Annotated in this window: 16 protein-coding genes; 5 read left to right on the top strand and 11 right to left on the bottom strand. The window is 46.5% G+C overall.

Annotation, left to right across the window (positions count from 1 at the left end; all coding sequences use genetic code 11):
* Positions 1 to 85: 85 nt before the first annotated feature.
* Positions 86 to 1,543 carry a cardiolipin synthase gene (cls, locus tag A9237_RS02025; protein WP_078607456.1) on the bottom strand — a complete coding sequence of 486 codons (1,458 nt, stop codon included), beginning with the start codon at positions 1,541 to 1,543 and terminating at the stop codon, positions 86 to 88.
* A gap of 429 nt (positions 1,544 to 1,972) precedes the next feature.
* Here cls and A9237_RS02020 point away from each other — a divergent pair, with 429 nt between their 5' ends.
* From A9237_RS02020 to A9237_RS02005, 4 genes are all read left to right on the top strand, one after another.
* Complete coding sequence (locus A9237_RS02020) at positions 1,973 to 3,343, top strand: sodium-dependent transporter (RefSeq protein ID WP_009705787.1); 1,371 nt, start codon at positions 1,973 to 1,975, stop codon at positions 3,341 to 3,343.
* A 254-nt stretch (positions 3,344 to 3,597) separates the two neighbouring features.
* Positions 3,598 to 5,211, top strand: a complete 1,614-nt coding sequence (locus A9237_RS02015; protein WP_027726592.1) for a methyl-accepting chemotaxis protein — start codon at positions 3,598 to 3,600, stop codon at positions 5,209 to 5,211.
* A gap of 49 nt (positions 5,212 to 5,260) precedes the next feature.
* The gene (locus A9237_RS02010) at positions 5,261 to 5,953 is read left to right on the top strand and encodes a TIGR01621 family pseudouridine synthase (RefSeq protein ID WP_032802679.1); all 693 of its coding nucleotides are present in this window, start codon (positions 5,261 to 5,263) and stop codon (positions 5,951 to 5,953) included.
* A 31-nt stretch (positions 5,954 to 5,984) separates the two neighbouring features.
* Positions 5,985 to 6,917: a class I SAM-dependent methyltransferase gene (locus A9237_RS02005; protein ID WP_078607454.1), complete on the top strand. Its 933-nt coding sequence runs from the start codon at positions 5,985 to 5,987 to the stop codon at positions 6,915 to 6,917.
* Positions 6,918 to 7,009: 92 nt separating this feature from the next.
* Here A9237_RS02005 and A9237_RS02000 read toward each other — a convergent pair whose 3' ends face one another.
* The 3 genes from A9237_RS02000 to norR all read right to left on the bottom strand — a co-directional run bounded on the left by A9237_RS02000 (position 7,010) and on the right by norR (position 11,865).
* Positions 7,010 to 8,053, bottom strand: coding sequence for an FAD-binding oxidoreductase (locus tag A9237_RS02000; RefSeq protein WP_078607452.1), 1,044 nt, complete (start codon positions 8,051 to 8,053; stop codon positions 7,010 to 7,012).
* A gap of 76 nt (positions 8,054 to 8,129) precedes the next feature.
* Positions 8,130 to 9,791, bottom strand: a complete 1,662-nt coding sequence (hcp, locus tag A9237_RS01995) for a hydroxylamine reductase (protein ID WP_078607450.1) — start codon at positions 9,789 to 9,791, stop codon at positions 8,130 to 8,132.
* A 544-nt stretch (positions 9,792 to 10,335) separates the two neighbouring features.
* Positions 10,336 to 11,865: a nitric oxide reductase transcriptional regulator NorR gene (gene norR, locus A9237_RS01990; RefSeq protein ID WP_078607448.1), complete on the bottom strand. Its 1,530-nt coding sequence runs from the start codon at positions 11,863 to 11,865 to the stop codon at positions 10,336 to 10,338.
* Positions 11,866 to 12,137: 272 nt separating this feature from the next.
* On the opposite strand from norR, the gene A9237_RS27310 reads away from it, so the two are divergent.
* The gene (locus tag A9237_RS27310; protein ID WP_163000592.1) at positions 12,138 to 12,290 is read left to right on the top strand and encodes a hypothetical protein; all 153 of its coding nucleotides are present in this window, start codon (positions 12,138 to 12,140) and stop codon (positions 12,288 to 12,290) included.
* A gap of 69 nt (positions 12,291 to 12,359) precedes the next feature.
* Here the strand turns inward: A9237_RS27310 and A9237_RS01985 are convergent, their stop codons facing one another.
* The 7 genes from A9237_RS01985 to A9237_RS01955 all read right to left on the bottom strand — a co-directional run bounded on the left by A9237_RS01985 (position 12,360) and on the right by A9237_RS01955 (position 20,098).
* A complete protein-coding gene (locus tag A9237_RS01985) occupies positions 12,360 to 12,968 on the bottom strand; it encodes a CDP-alcohol phosphatidyltransferase family protein (RefSeq protein ID WP_005442311.1) in 609 nt (202 codons plus the stop codon).
* A complete protein-coding gene (locus A9237_RS01980) occupies positions 12,961 to 13,608 on the bottom strand; it encodes an ATP-binding cassette domain-containing protein (protein ID WP_078607446.1) in 648 nt (215 codons plus the stop codon). The genes A9237_RS01985 and A9237_RS01980 overlap by 8 nt, the downstream gene beginning before the upstream one ends.
* On the bottom strand, positions 13,574 to 15,283 hold the full coding sequence (locus A9237_RS01975; protein ID WP_078607444.1) for an ABC transporter permease: 1,710 nt from the start codon (positions 15,281 to 15,283) through the stop codon (positions 13,574 to 13,576). Before A9237_RS01975 ends, A9237_RS01980 begins: the two co-directional genes overlap by 35 nt.
* 9 nt (positions 15,284 to 15,292) lie before the next feature.
* Positions 15,293 to 16,450: an ABC transporter substrate-binding protein gene (locus A9237_RS01970; protein ID WP_078607442.1), complete on the bottom strand. Its 1,158-nt coding sequence runs from the start codon at positions 16,448 to 16,450 to the stop codon at positions 15,293 to 15,295.
* A 337-nt stretch (positions 16,451 to 16,787) separates the two neighbouring features.
* On the bottom strand, positions 16,788 to 17,465 hold the full coding sequence (locus A9237_RS01965; protein WP_005442307.1) for a TVP38/TMEM64 family protein: 678 nt from the start codon (positions 17,463 to 17,465) through the stop codon (positions 16,788 to 16,790).
* 69 nt (positions 17,466 to 17,534) lie between these two features.
* Complete coding sequence (locus A9237_RS01960) at positions 17,535 to 18,305, bottom strand: heterodisulfide reductase-related iron-sulfur binding cluster (RefSeq protein WP_005442306.1); 771 nt, start codon at positions 18,303 to 18,305, stop codon at positions 17,535 to 17,537.
* A complete protein-coding gene (locus tag A9237_RS01955; protein WP_078607439.1) occupies positions 18,302 to 20,098 on the bottom strand; it encodes an FAD-dependent oxidoreductase in 1,797 nt (598 codons plus the stop codon). The genes A9237_RS01960 and A9237_RS01955 overlap by 4 nt, the downstream gene beginning before the upstream one ends.
* Positions 20,099 to 20,118 lie beyond the last annotated feature (20 nt).

Genomic DNA, 20,118 nt, shown 5'->3' with positions numbered 1-20,118 from the left:
AAATGAGGAGTAGAAAGGGGGATAAAGAAAACCGACAGCGTGAATCTGTCGGTTTTGTATGGATTTATCGGTTTTAATCTATTTATTACAGTAATGGGTTAAATAAATAGAAAACACGCTCTAGGAATCGAGAAAAAATGCTGCGCTTTTCCCACTCGACTTTATCAACCGTATGAGACTGACTGATGTAAGTATCCTGTAGCCATGACATTTGTCTTGTGAACTCTTCGTCGTCTACCGCAAGCGTTACTTCAAAGTTCAGCCACAAGCTTCGCATGTCCATGTTGACCGTACCAACCAAACAAAACTGTTGGTCAATCACCACCGATTTCGTGTGTAGCAAACCGCCATAAAATTCATAGATTTTGACGCCTGCAGCAAGTAACTCACTGTAAAACGCACGTGAGGCCCACTGAACCATCATTGAATCGTTCTTATGCGGAATGATCAGCTCCACTTCAATACCGCGTTGTGCGGTCATTTTAAGCGTTTCCAATAAGTCTGTGCTCGGCACAAAGTAAGGCGTTGTGATTCTGACAGAGCGGTTCGCTTGGTTAATTGCCAGCGTCAGTACTTGGTAAATCAAGTACTCTGGCATCCCCGGACCAGATGGAACCACCTGAATTGGATGTTGAAACTTATCGCTGTTGTCAATACGGCACTCTGGGTGCTTTGGAAACTGACGTTCGCCAGTCTCTACTTCCCAATCCCAACAATGGATAGCACTTAATACGTTTACCGTTGGTCCTGTAACACGCACCATGATATCGATCCATTGGCCCACGCCACTGTTCTGTTTAAAGAAAGCAGGATCAACCAAGTTCATAGAACCTGTATAGGCTATTTCGTCATCAATCACGATGATCTTACGATGCTGACGCAAATCTAATCGGCGAAGGAAGATACGCCACATCTTTACTTCTAATGCCTGCACCACATCGATGCCTGCATCTTTCATCATCTTGTACCAAGGGCTACGGAAGAAGCGAGGGCTACCGGCTGAGTCGAGCAGCAGTTTAACATCCACGCCACGCTTCGCAGCTTGAATCAATGCAGAAGCGACAGAGTCGGCCAAACCGCCCGGATGCCAAATGTAGAACACCATTCGAATGCTGTGTTGCGCGTTTTCGATATCTTCAATGATTGAATGGAGAATCTCATCCGGCGATTGTTGAAGTGAAAGCGTGTTACCACTCAGTGCAGGGAGGCCAAGACGGTTGTTACATAACTCATCGATACGATAGATGTGACGGCCCATGGCTTCTGGAACATGCGCGTTACAATCATTTAACTGAGTGAACCATTGTTGGAACGGTGTGAACATGACTTTGGCACGTTCTGCACGTTTTCTGCCAAGGTTGAGCTCACCAAACAGGAAGTAACAGGCAACACCAAGCACTGGCAGGATGTAGATGATCATGAGCCATGCGAGAGAAACGCTGACAGCGCGACGTTTTAATACGACACGAATAGTAACACCAGCGACTAGGAACCAATAAAGTCCGATGCTGGCTAGGGTGAGAAAGTGATAGAACTTGTCCATATACGCCAAAAGTAATAAGCCCAATATGGATATTAAGCGTAAATGGCGGAACGGGAAACTATTTTCATACCATCACGGATAAGTGATTTTGTGTTGTGAAATGAATTTTATAACGGGGGTTTGTGTTACTGAGGTGTGAAAAGTTGGATGAAACTTTAACTTTTGCGCAAAAAAGCAGCATTTAGCGTGAACAATGATACATTTGTGCGATAAATGTGCTGATCGGGGTTCCAATTTTAAATTGAAACTGCTTTACTTGCCATACATAGAGCGTCATACAAACATCTTATAAAGTGTACATTATTTTTTACACGAACATATTCTAGACGCCTATCTCTATGCAAACACAACAATACATTTTGGAGAAAAAGCGTGGCTACAAATACAGCAGCACCACGTGATACGTGGGGGTCTAAACTAGGCTTCGTAATGGCAGCAGCGGGTTCCGCTGTCGGTTTAGGCAATATATGGAAATTCCCTTACACAGCTGGTGAGAGCGGCGGCGGTGCGTTCGTTGCAATCTACCTTCTATTTGTTATTTTTATCGGCTTTAGCGTAATGCTTACTGAATTCGCTATTGGTCGTAAGACAGGTCTTTCAGCAGTAGGTGCTTTCAAATCTACTGACCGTCGTTGGACATTTACGGGTGTTATCGGCGTACTAAGTGGTCTACTTATCATGGGTTTCTACCCTGTAGTAGGTGGCTGGGCGCTAGCGTACATCTTTAAAGTAGGTGGTGGTCTACTAAGTGCTCCTGAAGCCATCGGTGACAGCTTCGGCGGATTCATTTCTGATCCAGTTCAACCGCTAATGTGGATGGGTATTTACCTGTTCCTAAACATCGTTATCGTAATGAAAGGTATTTCAGGCGGTATCGAGAAAGCGGGTAAAATCCTAATGCCTCTTCTATTCCTTATCCTGATCGTTGTATCAGTGAAAGGTCTGATGCTACCGGGCGCAATGGCAGGTCTTGAGTTCTTATTCATGCCAGACTTCTCGAAAGTAGACAGCAATGTCGTTCTAGCGGCGCTAGGTCAGGCATTCTTCTCTCTAAGTCTAGGTATGGGTTGTATGATGACTTACGGTTCTTACCTGAAGAAGAAAGAGAACCTAGTTCAAACAACCGGTATGGTTACGGCAATGGACACGGGTGTTGCAATCCTAGCGGGTGTAGCAATGTTCCCAGCAATGTTCGCATTCGGTATGGAGCCAGCAGCAGGTCCAGGTCTAGTATTCGTAGTTGTACCTCAACTGTTTGCTGAAATGGGCGGCGTAATTGGTCTTCTATTTGCTCTAATGTTCTTCATTGGTTTAACAGTAGCAGCACTGACGTCTTCAGTATCTCTACTAGAGGTTGTGGTTTCTTACCTAATCGATGAGAAAGGTCTGAAGCGTTCAACAGCGGTTATTTCTGCAAGTGTTGTAATGGCGACATTATGTGTGTTCGCATCGCTATCACTGGGTGGTGTTGGTCCAACACTATTCGGCACGGGCGCATTTGATATCTTCGACCTACTAACGGATAAGATCTTCCTAGCAGTTGGCGGTATGTTGGTATGTATCTTCGCAGGCTGGCGTCTAAACCGTGCTGACCTAGAGAAAGAAATTACTAACGACGGTAAAGTATCTTTCCCACTGTTTGGTCTATGGTACAACCTAGTTAAATACGTAATCCCAGTTGCTATCGCAATCGTAGCCTTCATGGGTATCAAGTCTGGTTTCGACAGCGGTAAAGGCGAAATCATGCTACTAGGTATTGGTATCATCGCAGTCGCTGGTATCTTCTCTAGAAAGCTATAAATATCTAGATTAAACAAACGATAGAAAGCGGGAGTCTTAACAGGCTCCCGCTTTTTTATATTTATCATTTATAAGAATGACTTAATTCATATTAATTATGGGTATTAATTGTGAGATCACTCGCAAAGAGATTTAGATCACAAAAAAATGTATTAAAGTTGCAGTTGTTCGTTCCGATAATCCTTACAAAGCATGTGTAAATGTGTGGATAAACCAAGTTAAAAAATAGAAGACAAGGGTAAGGAAGGTTATTAGTGACAATGTCTGTTCGTAAAAAACTGTACGCGAGTTTCGGTGCCATTTTGGCAATCATGTTAGTGATGATAGGGATTATTACATTAGAAGTGTTGAACTCGCACAAAGTAGCTGATGAGGTGAGAACGGACGATGTTCCTGAAACCGTTAACTACTTAATCTTGATTGATGAAGCAGGTGACGTGTACCGCGATGCTTTAGGTAGCATCGTTAATGTTGCGGGTGCTCAAGCGGATTACCAATCCAATAAGCTAGAGTTCGCAGCCGCAATTGAAGAAGTGAAGCGTCTTGAGACGGTTGGTGGGGAAGATTACCGTAACATCGAGAAGATGGAACGTTACATGGCGAACTTCACCCAAGATTTTGAATCTCAGGTGCTAACCAACCTTGGTTTAGAAAATGTTGAAGAGAACGTTGCGCGCCTTCGCTCTCTTTATGACGCTAACCTAGCGCCGATTGAATCTATCCTTGATGCAGCATCAACGGATGGTCGCCAAAGTACCAGTGAAGCGCTACTGGATCTTTCTGATTCATTTAACAGCATTGAGCTGACGATTTATGTACTTGGCTCGATTGCGCTTATTGCAACCGCGGTTATTGCGTACTTGTTGTCTAACTCGATTACTCTTCGTTTGAGTAAGTTGGATGAGCTGGCGCAACGTGTGGCGGAAGGTGATTTAACGGTAGAACCGATTGAAGATAAATCGGGTGACGAGTTGGCTAACCTAGCCACCTCTTTGAACAAGATGCAGGCGTCTTTGACCAGTCTTATTGGTTCGATTTCGCTCGTGTCAGAAGAAGTGAAGTCTGTTACCGGTGAACTGTCTGTTGTGAGCCAAGATATTGTGTCGGGTGCAAGCAGCCAATCTGACAAAGCAAACTTGATTGCGACTGCGGCAGAAGAGTTGAGCTTGACCATTTCTCAAGTTGCCGAGCAAGGTGCTGCGACGTTTGAAGAAGCACGCAAGTCGGAATCAACTGCTGAGCAAGGTCGCACCGTGATTGTTGAGATGGTGGAAAGCATTCAGCAAGTATCACAGCAAATGTCGGATATGTCGGTGCAGATGAACAGCCTAGGCTCTCATGGTGAGAAGATCGGCGCGGTTATCAAAGTGATTGAAGACATTGCCGAGCAGACAAACTTGTTGGCATTGAACGCGGCGATTGAAGCGGCGCGTGCAGGTGAATTTGGTCGTGGTTTTGCTGTGGTTGCAGATGAAGTACGCGCACTGGCTGAACGCACAACGAAAGCAACACAAGAGGTTGGTGAGATCATTCAAGCGATTCAAGTCGGTACTCAAGAGGCCGTGACTTACACGGAAGATGGCTGTCGTTTGGTTGAAATTGGCGTGAGTCAAAGCTCGGGAGCGGTGAACTCATTGGAAGAAATCGTTTCTGGTGCGGCACACGTCCAAAGTATGGTGAACTCAATCGCGACGGCAGCGGAAGAGCAAACTGCAGTGACGAAAGAAATTGCGGCTGACATTACCTCGATCAGCGATATCTCAAACCGTTCATTACAATTAGCGAATGACAGCTCGCAAAGTGTAGAAGGTCTGAACCGTAAAGTTCAAGAATTGGAAGCGCTGGTGGGTAAGTTTAAGCTCGCCTAATTGCTTAGAATCGGTATACTTCTGGCTCCAAACGTGGAGCCAGTTTTTTATGTTCGACATTCTACACACCCATCCAGATTTTCTGATCATCAATAAACATCCCAACGTCTCAGTACATAAGGACGATGGTGATACCATGTTGCTGCAAGAAGTAGCGAAACAAAGTGGTGATGAGCAGTTGTATCTTATCCACCGCCTCGACAAAATGACGTCTGGAATTTTGCTTTTGGGTCGCAACGCAAAAGCAGCAAGTGCGTTGTCGCAAGCATTTGCAGATCGTGAAGTCGAGAAGTTCTACCTTGCGATTGGTTCGAAAAAGCCTAAGAAGAAGCAAGGGCTGGTAGTGGGGGACATGGAACGCTCTCGTCGTTCGTCATGGAAACTGGTCAACAGTAAAACGAATCCCGCGATTACCCAATTCTTCTCCCTCGCTGCAGAGCCGGGAGAGCGCTTGTTTTTATGCAAGCCGCATACGGGCAAAACACACCAAATTCGCGTGGCACTAAAATCCGTTGGTTCGGGGATTGTTGGCGATCCTATTTATAATGCTGGCAATGAAGCCGACCGTGGCTACTTGCATGCATTTTCGCTGTGTTTCCCATATCAAGATGAGACACATTGCTTTGTTTGCGATCCTCGCGAACACAAAGCGCTTGGCAGTAAATGGCACAATGAAACGGTATCCCAAGGTATCGACACTTGGCTCTCTCCGTGGGAGCTGAACTGGCCTACGATTAAATAACCATCACAAAGAAAACGAATAAGAGAATTCGATGCAAGCATCACAACTTCCGCTGTTTTTTCAGCATCTAGAAGCCGAGCTAACACAAGCTCCCAATGAAATCCGCCGACTGTTTCACGGTCGTGGTCGCCGCTTCGAAGGTTTAGAGCAAATCACGTGTGATTGGTTACAAGGTCAGTTGATCATCAACCTATTTAAAGAAGTGGATGAGACGTTTCTTAGCGAATTAAAAGCAGGATTGAACGCGCTTGCTGAATCTGCTCTGTGGGCAGAGAAACAGGGGCGTACGATCGTAATTCAACATCGCTACGCTGACGGCGCGCCTTCTGAAGTTCTATTGGGTGAGCTAGATGCTCGACCTGTGGTTGAAGAAAGTGGCTTAAAGTACCAGTTAGACATCGGTCGCAACCAAAACTTCGGTCTGTTCCTTGATATGCGGTACGGTCGTGATTGGGTTCGTGAAAATGCGAAGCACAAAAACGTACTAAACTTGTTTGCTTACACGTGTGGCTTCTCGGTTGCTGCAATTGCTGGTGGCGCAGATAAAGTGGTTAACGTGGATATGGCAAGAGCATCGCTATCTAAAGGTCGTGAGAACCATAAGCTGAATGGTCATAACATCAACCAAGTGAGCTTTATGGGACACGACATCTTTAAGTCGTGGGGCAAGATCAAGAAGTCGGGTCAGTACGATGTGATCATCATTGATCCGCCGTCATTCCAGAAAGGCAGTTTCGCGTTAACCAAAGACTACAAAAAGATTCTACGCCGTTTGCCAGATTTATTGGCAGAAGGTGGTCAGGTGTTAGCGTGTGTTAACTCGCCATCAGTGACCAGTGATTTCTTGATTGAAAGCATGAAGGAAGAAGCGCCAGAGCTAACATTCCGCGAGCGTTTGGACAACCCGCCAGAGTTTATGGATGTGGATAGCGAAGCTGCACTGAAGGTTTTGCTGTTCAGCTGAGTTTAGATAAAGAAACTTCCGAGTTTAATAACACTTTTCCATAAACAAAAAGCGCCTAGTACGGCGCTTTTTTAATGTTCATATCAACGGTTTTAACCAATTTGAACTTCAAGATCGGATTCAATCGTCGAAGAGCAGGCGAGTACATAACCTTGCTCAATTTCTTCTGGGGTCAATGTCTCTAGGCTGGTCGAAGAAACGCTGCCTTTGCGAACCTTACACTTACAAGAGCCACAAATGCCGCTTCGACAAGCGACGATCAAAGGTAATCCAGCGCCTTCTAGCACATCTGCAAGGACTTGGCCTTTTTGCGCATCAATCGTTTGAGCAAAGTCTGGTACTGACACACTGGTTGTTTCATCTGACACTTCCGCTTCTTCGCTGGCAGCAGGAGTAAAGCTTTCTTGGAAGAAGTTCGCCATATCAAAGCCAAGTTCACTTAGGTAGCTTTGAACATCAAGCATAAACTGATTTGGACCGCATAGATAAACCGTGCGCTGTTTAAAGTCGGGTACCAGTTCTTTTAACCACTCGGTATTCAAACGACCTTCTGGGTATAGTGTTTCACCACGATTTTTCAGTAGCAATTTCAAATTGAAATCTGGATAAACCGAATGGTAGGTTTCCAGCAAATCAAAGTAGATGGTATCCGGCTTAGAACGGGCGATGTGCAGGAACTCAATATCAACACCAGCGTCGTTGCCTAGCCATTCTTTTGCCATCGCGAATACAGGCGTAATGCCACAGCCCGCACTAATGAGCAGTGCTTTCTTTCTACCGTTGACCTCGATTGGTGGATGGTCAATGCAGTTGAAATCACCCGTAGGAGGAAGTGCTTGAACTGTATCGCCAATGAGAAGCTTATCGATGATGTAGTTGGAGACTTTGCCGCCTTCGACACGCTTGACCGTCAGTTGCAGGCAATCGTCACCGGAAAGAGAGCTGAGAGAGTAAGCACGAAACTCCATCTTGCCATCGATTTCAACGCCAAGGTTGATGAACTGACCGGCTTTAAATTCAAACAAGAGCGACTCTGACAGGTCTGCCAACTTGAGGCTCACTGCATCAGCAGTTTCATGGTATTTGTCTACACAGCGTAACGTGACAGGTTGACTGCCTTGCCATTCAAAAAACATAACAATCTCTTTGGTTGTCGAGTACTCAATAGATAAAAGCGCCCCCAATTAAGGAGGCGCGTGATAAGCAAGGTGATTACGCTGCTAGGATGGTTTTAAGATCATCCTGAACATTACCAATGCTACGCATATCGAATTTCTCTTGGATAATCGCAATCAAGTTTGGCGTTAGGAATGCAGGCGCTGTTGGACCCGTGTAAATGCCTTTCACACCAAGAGCGAATAGCGTAAGTAGGATCACAATCGCTTTTTGCTCGAACCAAGACAGAACAAGCGTTAGAGGTAGCTCGTTGATATCGCAATCGAATTCTTTCGCAAGTGCCAGTGCAAGCTGGATTGCTGAGTACGCATCGTTACATTGGCCCACATCCAATAGGCGAGGGATGCCGTTGATGTCGCCAAATGTGTTCTTGTTGAAGCGGTATTTACCACAAGCTAGCGTTAGGATTAGCGTATCTTCTGGTGCTTCTGCAGTGAAGTCGGTGTAGTAGCTACGTTCTGCTTTGTCACCATCACAACCACCTACTAGGAAGAAGTGTTTGATATTGCCTTGCTTCACTTGGTCGATAACCGCAGGTGCTGCGTTCATTAGTGCGTTGCGACCAAAGCCAACTGTGATGTTGTGTTCGATTTCGTCATGCTGGAAGCCTTCTTGCGCTAATGCACATTCAATCACTTGGCTAAAATCATCACCTTCTAGGTGAGCGACACCCGGCCAACCAACAATGCTACGAGTGAATAGGCGGTCTGCGTATTGGCCAACGTTCGGGTTCAATAGGCAGTTTGATGTCATCACAATTGCGCCAGGGAAGTTAGCGAACTCTTTCTGTTGGTTCTGCCAAGCACTACCGTAGTTACCTACTAGGTGAGGGTACTTCTTCAGCTCTGGGTAGCCGTGTGCAGGCAGCATTTCACCATTGGTGTAAACGTTAATGCCTTTGCCTTCAGTCTGTTGCAAGATTTTTTCTAGGTCGTGAAGGTCGTGACCAGAAACAAGGATACATTTGCCTTTCACAGGCTTCACGTTGACAGTGGTTGGCTCTGGGTGACCGAACGTTGCTGTTTCACCATGATCCAGCATTTCCATCACTTTGTAGTTCATAAGACCGATGCGCATTGAGCAGTCTAGCAATTCACCTAGATCTTCAGGGTCAGTACCAAGCCAAGCCATGATTTCGTGGTATTCGGCGAAGATGTCATTGTTGGTTTGCTCAAGTACGCGTGCGTGTTCCATGTACGCTGCAGCACCTTTTAGACCGTATAAGCAAAGCAGACGTAGACCGATAACGTCTTCGTGTACTTGGTCTTTACCACGGTTTACCGCCACTTGTGGAGCAAATGCTAGGATTTCTTCTGCACTGTTTGGCAGCTCGAAGTTCGCAACGTTAGGTACGTTCAATACGACTTCGTCAGCAAGTGTTGCGGCAGACATGACTTGGTCTTTTAGCAGTGTTTTGTATGTCGCTGCTTGAGAAGTTAGCTCAAGGATACGCTCAGGATCGAAGTTTACGTTAGTCAACGTAGAGAAGAATGCTCTTGGAGCCCATTGGTTGATTTCATCATTGATGATGTTGAATTCAAGCGCGCGTGCTGCCCAAAAAGAAACCCCTTGCAGAGTGTAAACCAACACGTCTTGTAGATCGGATACCTCTGAAGTTTTGCCACACATACCTTGTGCGAAAGAACAGCCTTTTACAGCTGGGGTTTGGATTGTCTGTTCACATTGAATACAGAACATATTGGGTTCTCCAGTGATTGTAGTAATAGTCGTTTTGTTTTTCCTTATAGAGCAGAATGCGTGCCAATTTTTATCCTATTGATTTTAAATGATTTTTCCACTTTTCAAGTACATGGTTGATGTGATTGTGACAACGCGAATGATGTGCAAATGACAACGAAAATACAGATGTGATGAGAAAAGCAACGCGCGAGAAACGCTTTAACGGGTGATAGTGGAAGTGCTTGTTAAACAGGAGAAAAGTTAGTGTGGTTTTGTGTAGGCAAGAGACTCCCGATTGCGCTCTTTCGTTGCTTTCGGGAGTGACGCAAAACGGCAACTGAAAACTTGGCAAGTTTAAAGAGTCAGAAGAAAGCAGAGATTAGAGCGGTTTAGTTATTTTGAATGAGGAAGAGGGAATGAAATGCGAGAAACCAGATGGGGCAGTTAGCCAATGTACATTGGTGTTGGGTGTCATTCCGGACGAGTCTAAGCGAGCCATCCGGAATCCCTCTGTTCAAGAGGTAACTTTTTCCTTCTAGAGAAAAGAGCGAAGTAGGGGCTTCTATTTGCTAATGCCGAGCTTTTTACCCATGCGATACAAGTTGCCTCGATCCATTTGTAAAAACTCCGCTGCTTTTGCCCAAATACCGCCAGTTTGGTTTAAAGCGTGTTTAATCAAGTCACGTTGGTAGCTCTCAACTAACTCACGCATTGGTTGACTCTCTTTTGGCAAGTAATGCGATGTGTTTTTTACATCATCCAGTGCCAATGAAGTATCAAAGTGATTGAGCATGATGGTGCTCGCGCCCTGTTGAATGGCATGTAACGCTGCACGCGTTAAAGTGTGCTCAAGCTCTCGAACGTTACCATACCAAGGCAGAGATTCTAGTTGAGTCAGCACCTTAGGGTGAACGTGAAGGTTTGGTGCATTAAATTGCTGACGTACTTTTTCCAACAAATATCCAGCAAGAACCGGAATGTCGCCATCACGTGCACGCAGTGGTGGTACTTTGATTGGGAATACGTTTAAACGATGGAACAGATCCGCACGGAATGTGCCATCTTCCACTTCTTTTTCTAACTGTCGGTTGGTGGCGGCGATGATGCGCACGTTAACCATCAAATGCTGATCGCTACCTACACGTTGCAACTCACCTTGTTGGATAACTCGCAGCAGTTTTGCTTGTAAAATCAATGGCAATTCACCGACTTCATCTAAGAAAATTGTACCGCCATCAGCCAGTTCGAACTTACCTGCACGATGACTATTGGCTCCGGTAAAAGCGCCCTTTACGTGGCCAAACAGTTCGCTCTCCGCCAGACCTTCGGGTAGGGCGGCGCAGTTTACGTAAATCATTGGTTTATCATTACGATGAGATTGAGCATGGACAGAGTGAGCAACAAGCTCTTTACCCGTCCCCGTTTCTCCCGTTACCAATACTGCGTAATCCGACTGAGCAACGGTCGCAATGTTGTTTCGTAATTGATTGATTTGTGGGCTTAAGCCAACCATGTCACCGTGTTGTGAGCGTGCCTGTTGGATCAGGGTTTGCGTGACGCTCTTTTGCTTCTGGTTCTGTGCTTTAAGGGCTTTTAATTGCGCAATGTTACGCAGTGTTGCCGCCGTTAGTGCTGCGAATGTTTCGATTGCGACCGGGTCGATATGGTCAAACGCGCCAACTGCAAGTGCATCCATGGTTAATGCGCCGACAAGCTGCCCCTCAACGTACAAGCTAAAGCCCATGCAGTCATGGACGTCAATGCATTGATCTTCGGTTAACAGTGTTCCATCAAATGGATCGGGCAGGGCGCAGTCGGCATCAAAGCGAACAGGCTCGCGACTATGAATGATGGCATCCAAACGCGGGTGAGCTTTAGGAAAGTAACGGCGACCGAGTACTGAGCTCGACAAACCTTTTACTGCGACTGGCGTTAGGAAGCCATCTTCATCAAAGATAAACAGACAGCTCGCATCGCAAGGGAAGACTTGTGCCACTCCGTCAATCAGGTTTTGGTATTGCTGCTCATGAGAGCGATTTGAGCTCAGATTGAGTGCGATATTGAGAAGTACATGGTCGACAGTAGGAGTCATAACAAGCCCAGAGTTATCTTGAATGGGCTCATGCTAGCAACTTGATGTCATTTGAACATCGAAAGGTGTGAGAGATTGATGTTCCATTGACGACGATCAAGTGACACAACAGAACTGTGATACAAACAAGTGCAACTGATTGAGCTTAAGATCTAGGAATGAGGGATTCAGCCTCCGCAGACAATATTATTCGAAATTGAATTTTTTCCGTTGACCTTAAGTTAACTTGAGCTTTTATCCTCCACCTGTAATTCACGTCAGGAGGACAGGTTATGCATAATAACTACATTAAAGAATTGGCCGTAAAGAGCTACCAAGAGGATCTACAAAAAGAGTATTACCGTGCTAAGCAGCGAACGTGGCATTTTCCGAGTTTTGTCTCTGGAATTGTGGTGACGCTGGTGGTGAGTGGGATGTTTTACTGAGGTGGGAATGAAAAGAGATTCCCGACTGCGGTTTTTCGTCGCAATCAGGAATCTCTCTTGAAGTTTTGTTTACGGCTTCAGTGTATGAAACCCAGAGTAAATACGCGTAAATGTAGTAAACCAACACGCTGCACCAAAGATGTACGCAATGATGGCAAAATGTTGTGGGAACAAACAGAACAGCACGAAGCAACCTATGGTCTCTGTGCCTTCTGTCAGGCCGCTCATGTAGTACAGAGATTTGTGCTTGTAGACAGGGTTATCGATACCGCGTTTACCTGCCATGATCGCAAATGCTAAGAAGCTGCTTCCTGTACCAATAAACGAGAAGATCAAGAACGCGCCCGCGACAGCGTTTTGTTCTGGGTTTGCTAGTACAAAGCCAAATGGAATCAGAGAATAGAACAAGAAGTCTAAGCTTATATCAAGGAAGCCACCCGCATCGGTGATGCCTTGAATCCTCGCTAAAGCACCATCCAATCCATCACAGATTCGATTCAGTAGAATAAACGCTAATGCAAGCGTGTATTGCTCTGCCATCAATGCAGGTAAGGCAAAGCAACCAAGGGCGAAGCCAAACAAGGTGGTTTGGTTAGCTGTCACGCCACATTTATCAATAAGTTTTGCGCTCTGTGCCAATGGCCACTTAATGATTTTGATACTCAGGCTATCAAGCATGGCTTGTCTCCCAAGGCCAGTTCAGGCAGCGACTGCCCTCAGGAATATCATCCTCATCGTGAGTTACCATTAAAGCAGGAATGTTGGCTTGTTGAAGCTGCTCCACAACCCAATTGCGAAATTGCACGCGCAGATCTTTATCGAGCTTGCTGTATGGCTCATCGAGTAGGGCAACTTTCGGTTTTGCCAACAACATGCGAGTGAGAGCAATACGTGCGCGCTGGCCGCCTGAGATTTGATCAGGGAAAGACTCTGCAAGTTTAGTTAGCGAGATGTGCTTTAAAGCCAGCATTGCACGTTCTTTGCGTTCTGCGCCTTTGATTGAATCGGGTAGTGCAAAGGCGAGATTCTCCCACACGGTGAGGTGCGGGAAGAGCAAATCGTCTTGGAACAGAATACCCACCTGACGTTTGTGTGCAGGTAAAGCATCCAGCTTTTCGTTATCGAGCGTGATTGAGCCTGAATAGTCGAACTCGGAAGACAGGTGACCAGCAATCGCATCCAACAAGGTGGATTTTCCGCAGCCGCTTGGGCCCATCAGGGTAACAATTTCACCTTTCTTTACGGTCATGTTGAACGCAGAGAAAAGTGTGTCGCCATTGGTTTTACGGATGGCGAGGTTTTCGAGACAAAGACTCATTCGGTAGTAAACCTTTAATAGACAACCGGCGATACTTGACGTGTAAACGACTAAGTAGAATCGCAAAAGAGAAGAACATTAACGGCAAGAGCGCTTGCCAAATTGCGTAAATCGCGGTGACACGACGGTCGAAGCCACTTGAGAGGGCTACCGCTTCTGTTGTTATTGTGCTGATGCGACCTGCACCCAGCACGAGTGTTGGTAGGTATTGCGCCAAGCTCACACTAATTCCCACTGCCCAAGCAAAGGCAATGGCTGGCAGAAGAATCGGCAACTTCACTTTCAACCAAGCTTGCATTGGTGATTTACCAAGGCTAAGAGCGACACGAGTCAAACCGTTGTCGAAGCTGCGCCAAGGCCCATCCAATGAAAGGTAAACGAATGGGAAAGCGAAGAAGACATGTGCCCAGCACACCCAGAAGAAATACGCATTGCTGTCGAGATACAGAGTGGCGACTTGCATACCAAACAGCACAGAAAGCTGTGGGATCAACATAGGTACAGCGATGATGTACCCCGGCACCTGCCAGCGGTAGCGTAGGCGGTACTCATGAGCAATCAGCGCCAATACAAGTGCAATAGATGCACTGATAACTGCGATCAACATGCTTTGCTCTAGCGTGCCAAGAATGCTTTGCCACTCGTATTCCCAAAAACGTAAGCTATAGCGGCTGGGTAATAAGTCAGGGAAACGCCAACGCTGAGCAAAGCTCCATACCACCATCAAAGGCACCATTAGCAGTGCGAGTAGGGCAATCATAGAGAACAAGGTTTTACCCGGTAAGCGGAAGCCGCCACGGCCGGAGTATTGCCAGCGTTTGAAGCCTTTGGTAACGCTCCATTCGACGAGTCGTGCAAAACCAATCAAGAGGCTCGCAATGGCAAACAGCACCACCGCTCCCGCCGCTGCTCTTGGTAGGAGCGATAAATCAGGATCGTTAAACCACTGCCATACCAACACTGCAAACGTAGGAGGGTTGGTTGGACCGATAATTAGCGCCACATCCACAACGGATAAGCTGTAAGCCAGAACAGCCAACATTGGGAAACGTAGTTTCGCTAACCATTGTGGGAAAACACATTTCCACCACGCTTGCGCGGAACTGTAACCCATCGAATGACTGACTTTTTCAATCTTCTCAACTTTTAGTTGCTGAAGAATAGGAATGCTCATCAACAATAAAAACGGCACTTCTTTAATGGCAAGCATGACGATCAAACCCAGTGCGTGTGGGTCTTTGATCAACAACGCCAGATCATTCACCGTTTGCGCATTTGGATCGTAACCAAACAATTGATTGAGCACACGAACGCCCATGCCTGTTGGTGCGAATAGAAAAGCGAAGCCAATAGCAAACGCGACATGCGGCATTGCAAGAAGAGGGGACAGACTCATTTCAATCTTGCGCCAGAACTTGCTACCCCATGAGGCTTGAAGAATCGCGAAAGTGATCAAACAAGCAAGGTAGCTGCTGAAAATGGCGGAATAGAAAGTCAGTCCAATCGACGTCCACACACCTTCCCAGTCAAACACAGCATAAAAGCCATCCAGTGAAAAGTGGTGCAAACCAATAGGGGGTACATAGCCGAGCGCAGACACCACCACCCCGAGTAGCCCCGGGATGGTCGGTAATATACAAACTGCGATAATAACTAGATACAGCGCTCTTAACATGGGTGTTTATTAATTTCCGTAGCGTTTCAGCCATTCTTTTTCTAACGCTGCTTGCCAGCTTGGATGTGGCTCCGCGATAGATTTGAACTGTTGAGTATTCTTAGCCGTTCCGGTTAGGTACTGGCTGCTTAGCACTGAAGGATCACCCCAGATGTTGATGTCACCTTTGCGAGATTGTGCCTCAGGGCCTAATAAAAAGTTTATAGCAACTTGTGCGCCTGCACTGGCATTTGCGTTCCAAGGAATCGCTAAGAAGTGGATGTTCGATAATGCGCCAGCGTCCATCGCGTATGCTTTGGTGCTTTCTGCTAGGTTGCCGCTTGATTGTGCTGAGAAAACCGCGTTCGGGTTGAACGTGACAGCTAGGTCAATCTGACCATCATCTAGCAGTTGTACGGTTTCTGCTGTTCCTCCTGGGAACTGTTTACCGCCGCGCCATGCAACAGTGTGGAATTCATCTAAGTAAGCCCATAGAGGCTGCGTAACGGTTTTGAATGCTTCATCAGTCACTGGTTTTTGCAGTGCAGGATCTTTGTTACTTAACTCAATGAGTAGAGATTTAATGAAGCTAGTGCCATGGAACTCTGGTGGGCGAGGGTAAGTAAGGCGGTTAGGAAACGCTTTTGCGTAACTTAGCATTTCTGCGTACGAGCTTGGCGGGTTGTTGAGCGTCTTTTCATCGTAGATAAAAACAAGTTGACCGACACCCCATGGCGCTTCAAGGCCATCAGTCGGTTCTGAAAAATCAACATCTACCGGTAGTGTTTTGTCGACATATTGCCAACTTGGTAGACCGTCAACAAAAGGACCAAACAGCAGTTGGTTGTCTTTCATTGATTTAAAATTTTCACCATTAATCCAAACCATATCTACGCTGCCACCGCTGTTCTTCCCTGCGGCTTTTTCTGCGATAAGGCGAGTGGTGGTTTCAGAAATGTCGGTGACTTTTACGTGGTTAAGCGTCACGTTGTAGCGAGATTTAAGCTCTTTGCCTGCCCATTGGATATAGCGGTTGATCTCTTGGCTACCACCCCAAGCATGGAAATAAACAGTCTGACCGTCGGCTTGTTGTTCGATTTTTTGCCATTCTTCGGAGTGAGAAGTGGCATAAGAGGAGGTGGCAAAAGTGGTGGCTAAAATGCCAATGGTGCTAAGTAGCTTTTTCATACGTAATCCGTGTTTCTTTATCTTTGTTTTCATTTTGGAGCTTTGTTCGCCTATGTGATGAAAAACGTCTATTTTCAATACTCAACATAGGGGTATAAACAGGCTGAACGCTCCGTTCCCTCTACATGGATAGTAATCTATCTCGCTTTATTATCAACGCGAATTTGATAATAGTTTCATAGAATTATTCGCCTTGTGAGGTCATACCAATTCACGTCAGTTTTTGGTATTAAAAGTCGCCAAAAGAGGCACAAACTGTGAGCAAATTAGTAAGAATGAAAAGAGTGCAACTCCCGATAAGTCGCACTCTTTTGGCGTCAATAATGGATAGACCGGATTACTTCGCTAATTCTTCCATGTTGATGCCTTTTTTCTTAGCGATGTATTTTGGAATCAGAGACATGCCAAACAGGATAAGACCCGCAACCGCAAACTTCACTAGTAGCATCGCAGACACACCGTTTGTCGCAATATCACCCGCCATGTAAGCGAAGATGAATGCACCTGGTGCCATTGTTAGTAGAGAAACCAGAGCGTAAGTGCCAAGGTTTAGGCTGGTTAGACCGTAAGCGTAGTTCTGTAGGCTGAATGGGAATACAGGTACTAGACGCGTTAGGATCAAGAAGCTTGTGCCGTTTGCTGCTACGCCATCGTCGATTTTCTTGAAGATTGGGTTATCGCCAAACTTCTTCATGATGGTGTTACGAAGCAGGAAGCGCGCTACGATGAATGCCGCCACCGCGCCAAGCGTTGCAGAGAACAGTGCTAAGATACCGCCTTTGATTGGGCCAAATACGATACCCGCTACGATGGTGAACGCACTGCCTGGTAGTAGGAAAACACACGCAAACACGAATGCAGCTACGAATACTGCGTAACCCCAAACGCCAAAACTTGCGATCCAATCTTGTAGGCTCTTGATGTCTGTGATGATTTCAAGGATGCCAGTTTGTTTTGCTGCAAATAAAGCGAGAGCAATAACAGCAACAATAAGAGCAATTTTTACGAATTTCATAAGTTCAACTTCACTTAAACCTAATAATTAAAAAGATGTAGCTACAAAAACGTAGCTACAGAGACACAGTTACACAGACATACACTTGATTAGGCCCGCTTTAGATTTGTAGCGGTTGAACCAAGCTTTCACAGGGCTAGCGAGTACGTTTACTGGCGGCTCATCACCTTGCATGATCACTGGGCCGAACATCAGATCCAGAATGTGCCAAGATTTCGTACCTACACCCATCATGGATGCGCGACAAGCTGAGCAGTAAACCACAACGTAGTCTGTCTCAAACTCTTCTACGCGGCGTTTGATTACGCGTGTTGCGACGTCTGGGTTTGCTGGCACTACCATGCCGCCGAAACCACAACAGCGTGTGTTTTCACGTGTGTGTTCTGGTTCTGAGGTTTTGTAGCCAAGCTCGTTCAAGATCCAGCGGATACCGTCTTGCAGTTCTTTTTCGTAGCGAGTAGAACAAGAGTCGTGAATGGTAAATACCACGTCACTGTTTTTCGCTTTACCGCGTAGCGCTTCTGGCAGACCGATTTCTGGAAGCAGTTTCCACAATGAAACCGGTTTTTGTGTGCCACCAGATTTCTTGATCATGCCGTAGCAGCTTTGGCACGCCACAATGACTTCTTGTGCGTCTAGCTTATCGAAGTCCGCTTGAAGCTGGCCGTAACGCTCTTTGAACTTCTCAGTCTGACCGATAGCAGCAGTTGGTTTACCACAACACTTCTGCACTGCGCCCATGTCTGGGTACACTTCTTTTAAGTAGCTCGCAATTGCTGCTACGCCTTCAGGTGAGTAGGATGGCAAGCTGCATCCTGGCATAAATACTTTATTACTCATTTTGTCGATACCGCTCGTTTTGCCATAGTGAAGATTTTTGAGAAGCCCAGCTTCTGGTGCATGTTGATTGCTTTGTGTCCCGGCATTGGTGATTCACCATTGTTTGCCTTAACAAAGTCCGCACGTGCGCCTAAGAACATTTCCTTCATTGGGAAGTCTTTCGGACATACGATGGTGCACTGGTCACAGGCGTTACATGAGTAAGCCATCAGTGGGTCCATTGACTTGTTGTTCACAAAGTCAGAGAAGATGGTCTTTGGACAGTCACTGAAGTCGTTCATCATGATGCACTCGGTCATACATAGCTTGCAGCTACATTGCAGACAGCGAGAGGCTTCTTGTTTGATTTGTTCTTCAGTAAAGCCTAAATCCACTTGTGCAAAATCTTGCTTACGCTCTTCCGCGTTACGCAATTCACCGTGTAGGCGAGGGGTATCTACCGTACCTTTTGGTAGTGGCACGTCTAGACGAGATGAGTAGCTGTATTCTTGCTCGAAGTCGCGACCTTCAGTCAGTGGGCGAGTCGTTAGGAAACGCTCAACACTCATTGCGGCTTTGCGACCTAATGCCATCGCTTCAATCACGATGTTACCGCCACACGCGTCACCGGCTACGAAGACGTCTTCTAGGCTAGAAGCTAGCGTTTGTTTATCGACAACGTAACGGCCGCCGCGAGTTTGTTCTAGCGCGCCGCCAGTGATGTCAGCCACTACTTGACCCGTAGCGAAAACAACCGTATCCACAGAGATAGTTTTGCTTTCTTCGCTGTACTGAGGTGCAAAGTTGCCTTGCTCGTCAAAGATAGACACTACTTTCTTGATAGTGATGCCGGTTACTTTGCCGTTATCGTGTTCGATAGCAACTGGGCCCCAACCTGCATTGAACTCGACACCTTCTTCTAGCGATTCGTCGATTTCAATTTGGCTTGCAGGTAGGTTCTCTAGGCTCTCAAGCGAACATTGGTAAACGTCGCTTGCACCGATACGCCATGAAGAACGCGCACAGTCCATTGCCACGTCACCACCGCCGATAACCATCACGCGTTTGCCTGCTCGTGGGAACTGGCGAGTTTCAGAAATCTCTTTCAAGTATTCAACCGCAGAGAACACGCCATCGTTATCGTGACCTGGTAGCGGAATGATAGAGCCTACGTGTGCACCGTGAGCCAGAATCACAGCATCGTGTTCGCTACGTAGAGTGTCGAAGCTGATGTCTTTACCAATTTCAACACCGAAACGAGTCGTCACGCCTAGCATTGCTAAGTAGCTGTATTCGAAGTCGATAACGTCGCGTGGTAGACGGTATTCAGGGATACCTACACGCATCATGCCGCCGTATACGTCTAGCTTTTCGTAAATCGTTACTTCGTGGCCTTGACGACGAAGCTCAATAGCCGCTTGCGCGCCAGCAGGGCCTGCACCCACAATCGCAATGTGCTTGTTGGTTAGGGGCGCAATGTTAAGGTCCCAGTGATCTTGGTTATCCAGTTTTTCTGCGACGAAGCGTTTGATGCCAGCAACGCTGATTGGCTGACCGAATTCAGTGTTACGACGACAAGAAGCCTCACAAGGGTGTGCACAGATGCGGCCAAGCGTTTGAGGTAGGAATAGTTTGCTGCGGATCAGATCCAAAGCACCTTGGAAATCACCTTCGCCTGCCATGCGAACGTATTGTTTTACGTCTGTGTGCATTGGACATGCGGTTTGGCATGCCGGATCGGCATCACCCATACAGCCATCGACAATCATTTGCGCGGTGTCGTATAGCTTTTGGCTAAAAATTACATTGTTCATTAAGTGCGGTTTCCGTGTTG

This window comes from Vibrio owensii, from assembly GCF_002021755.1.
Classification (GTDB): domain Bacteria; phylum Pseudomonadota; class Gammaproteobacteria; order Enterobacterales; family Vibrionaceae; genus Vibrio; species Vibrio owensii.
The sequence above is the reverse complement of the archived record's forward strand: the minus strand, read 5'-3'. Positions and strand labels throughout refer to the sequence as shown.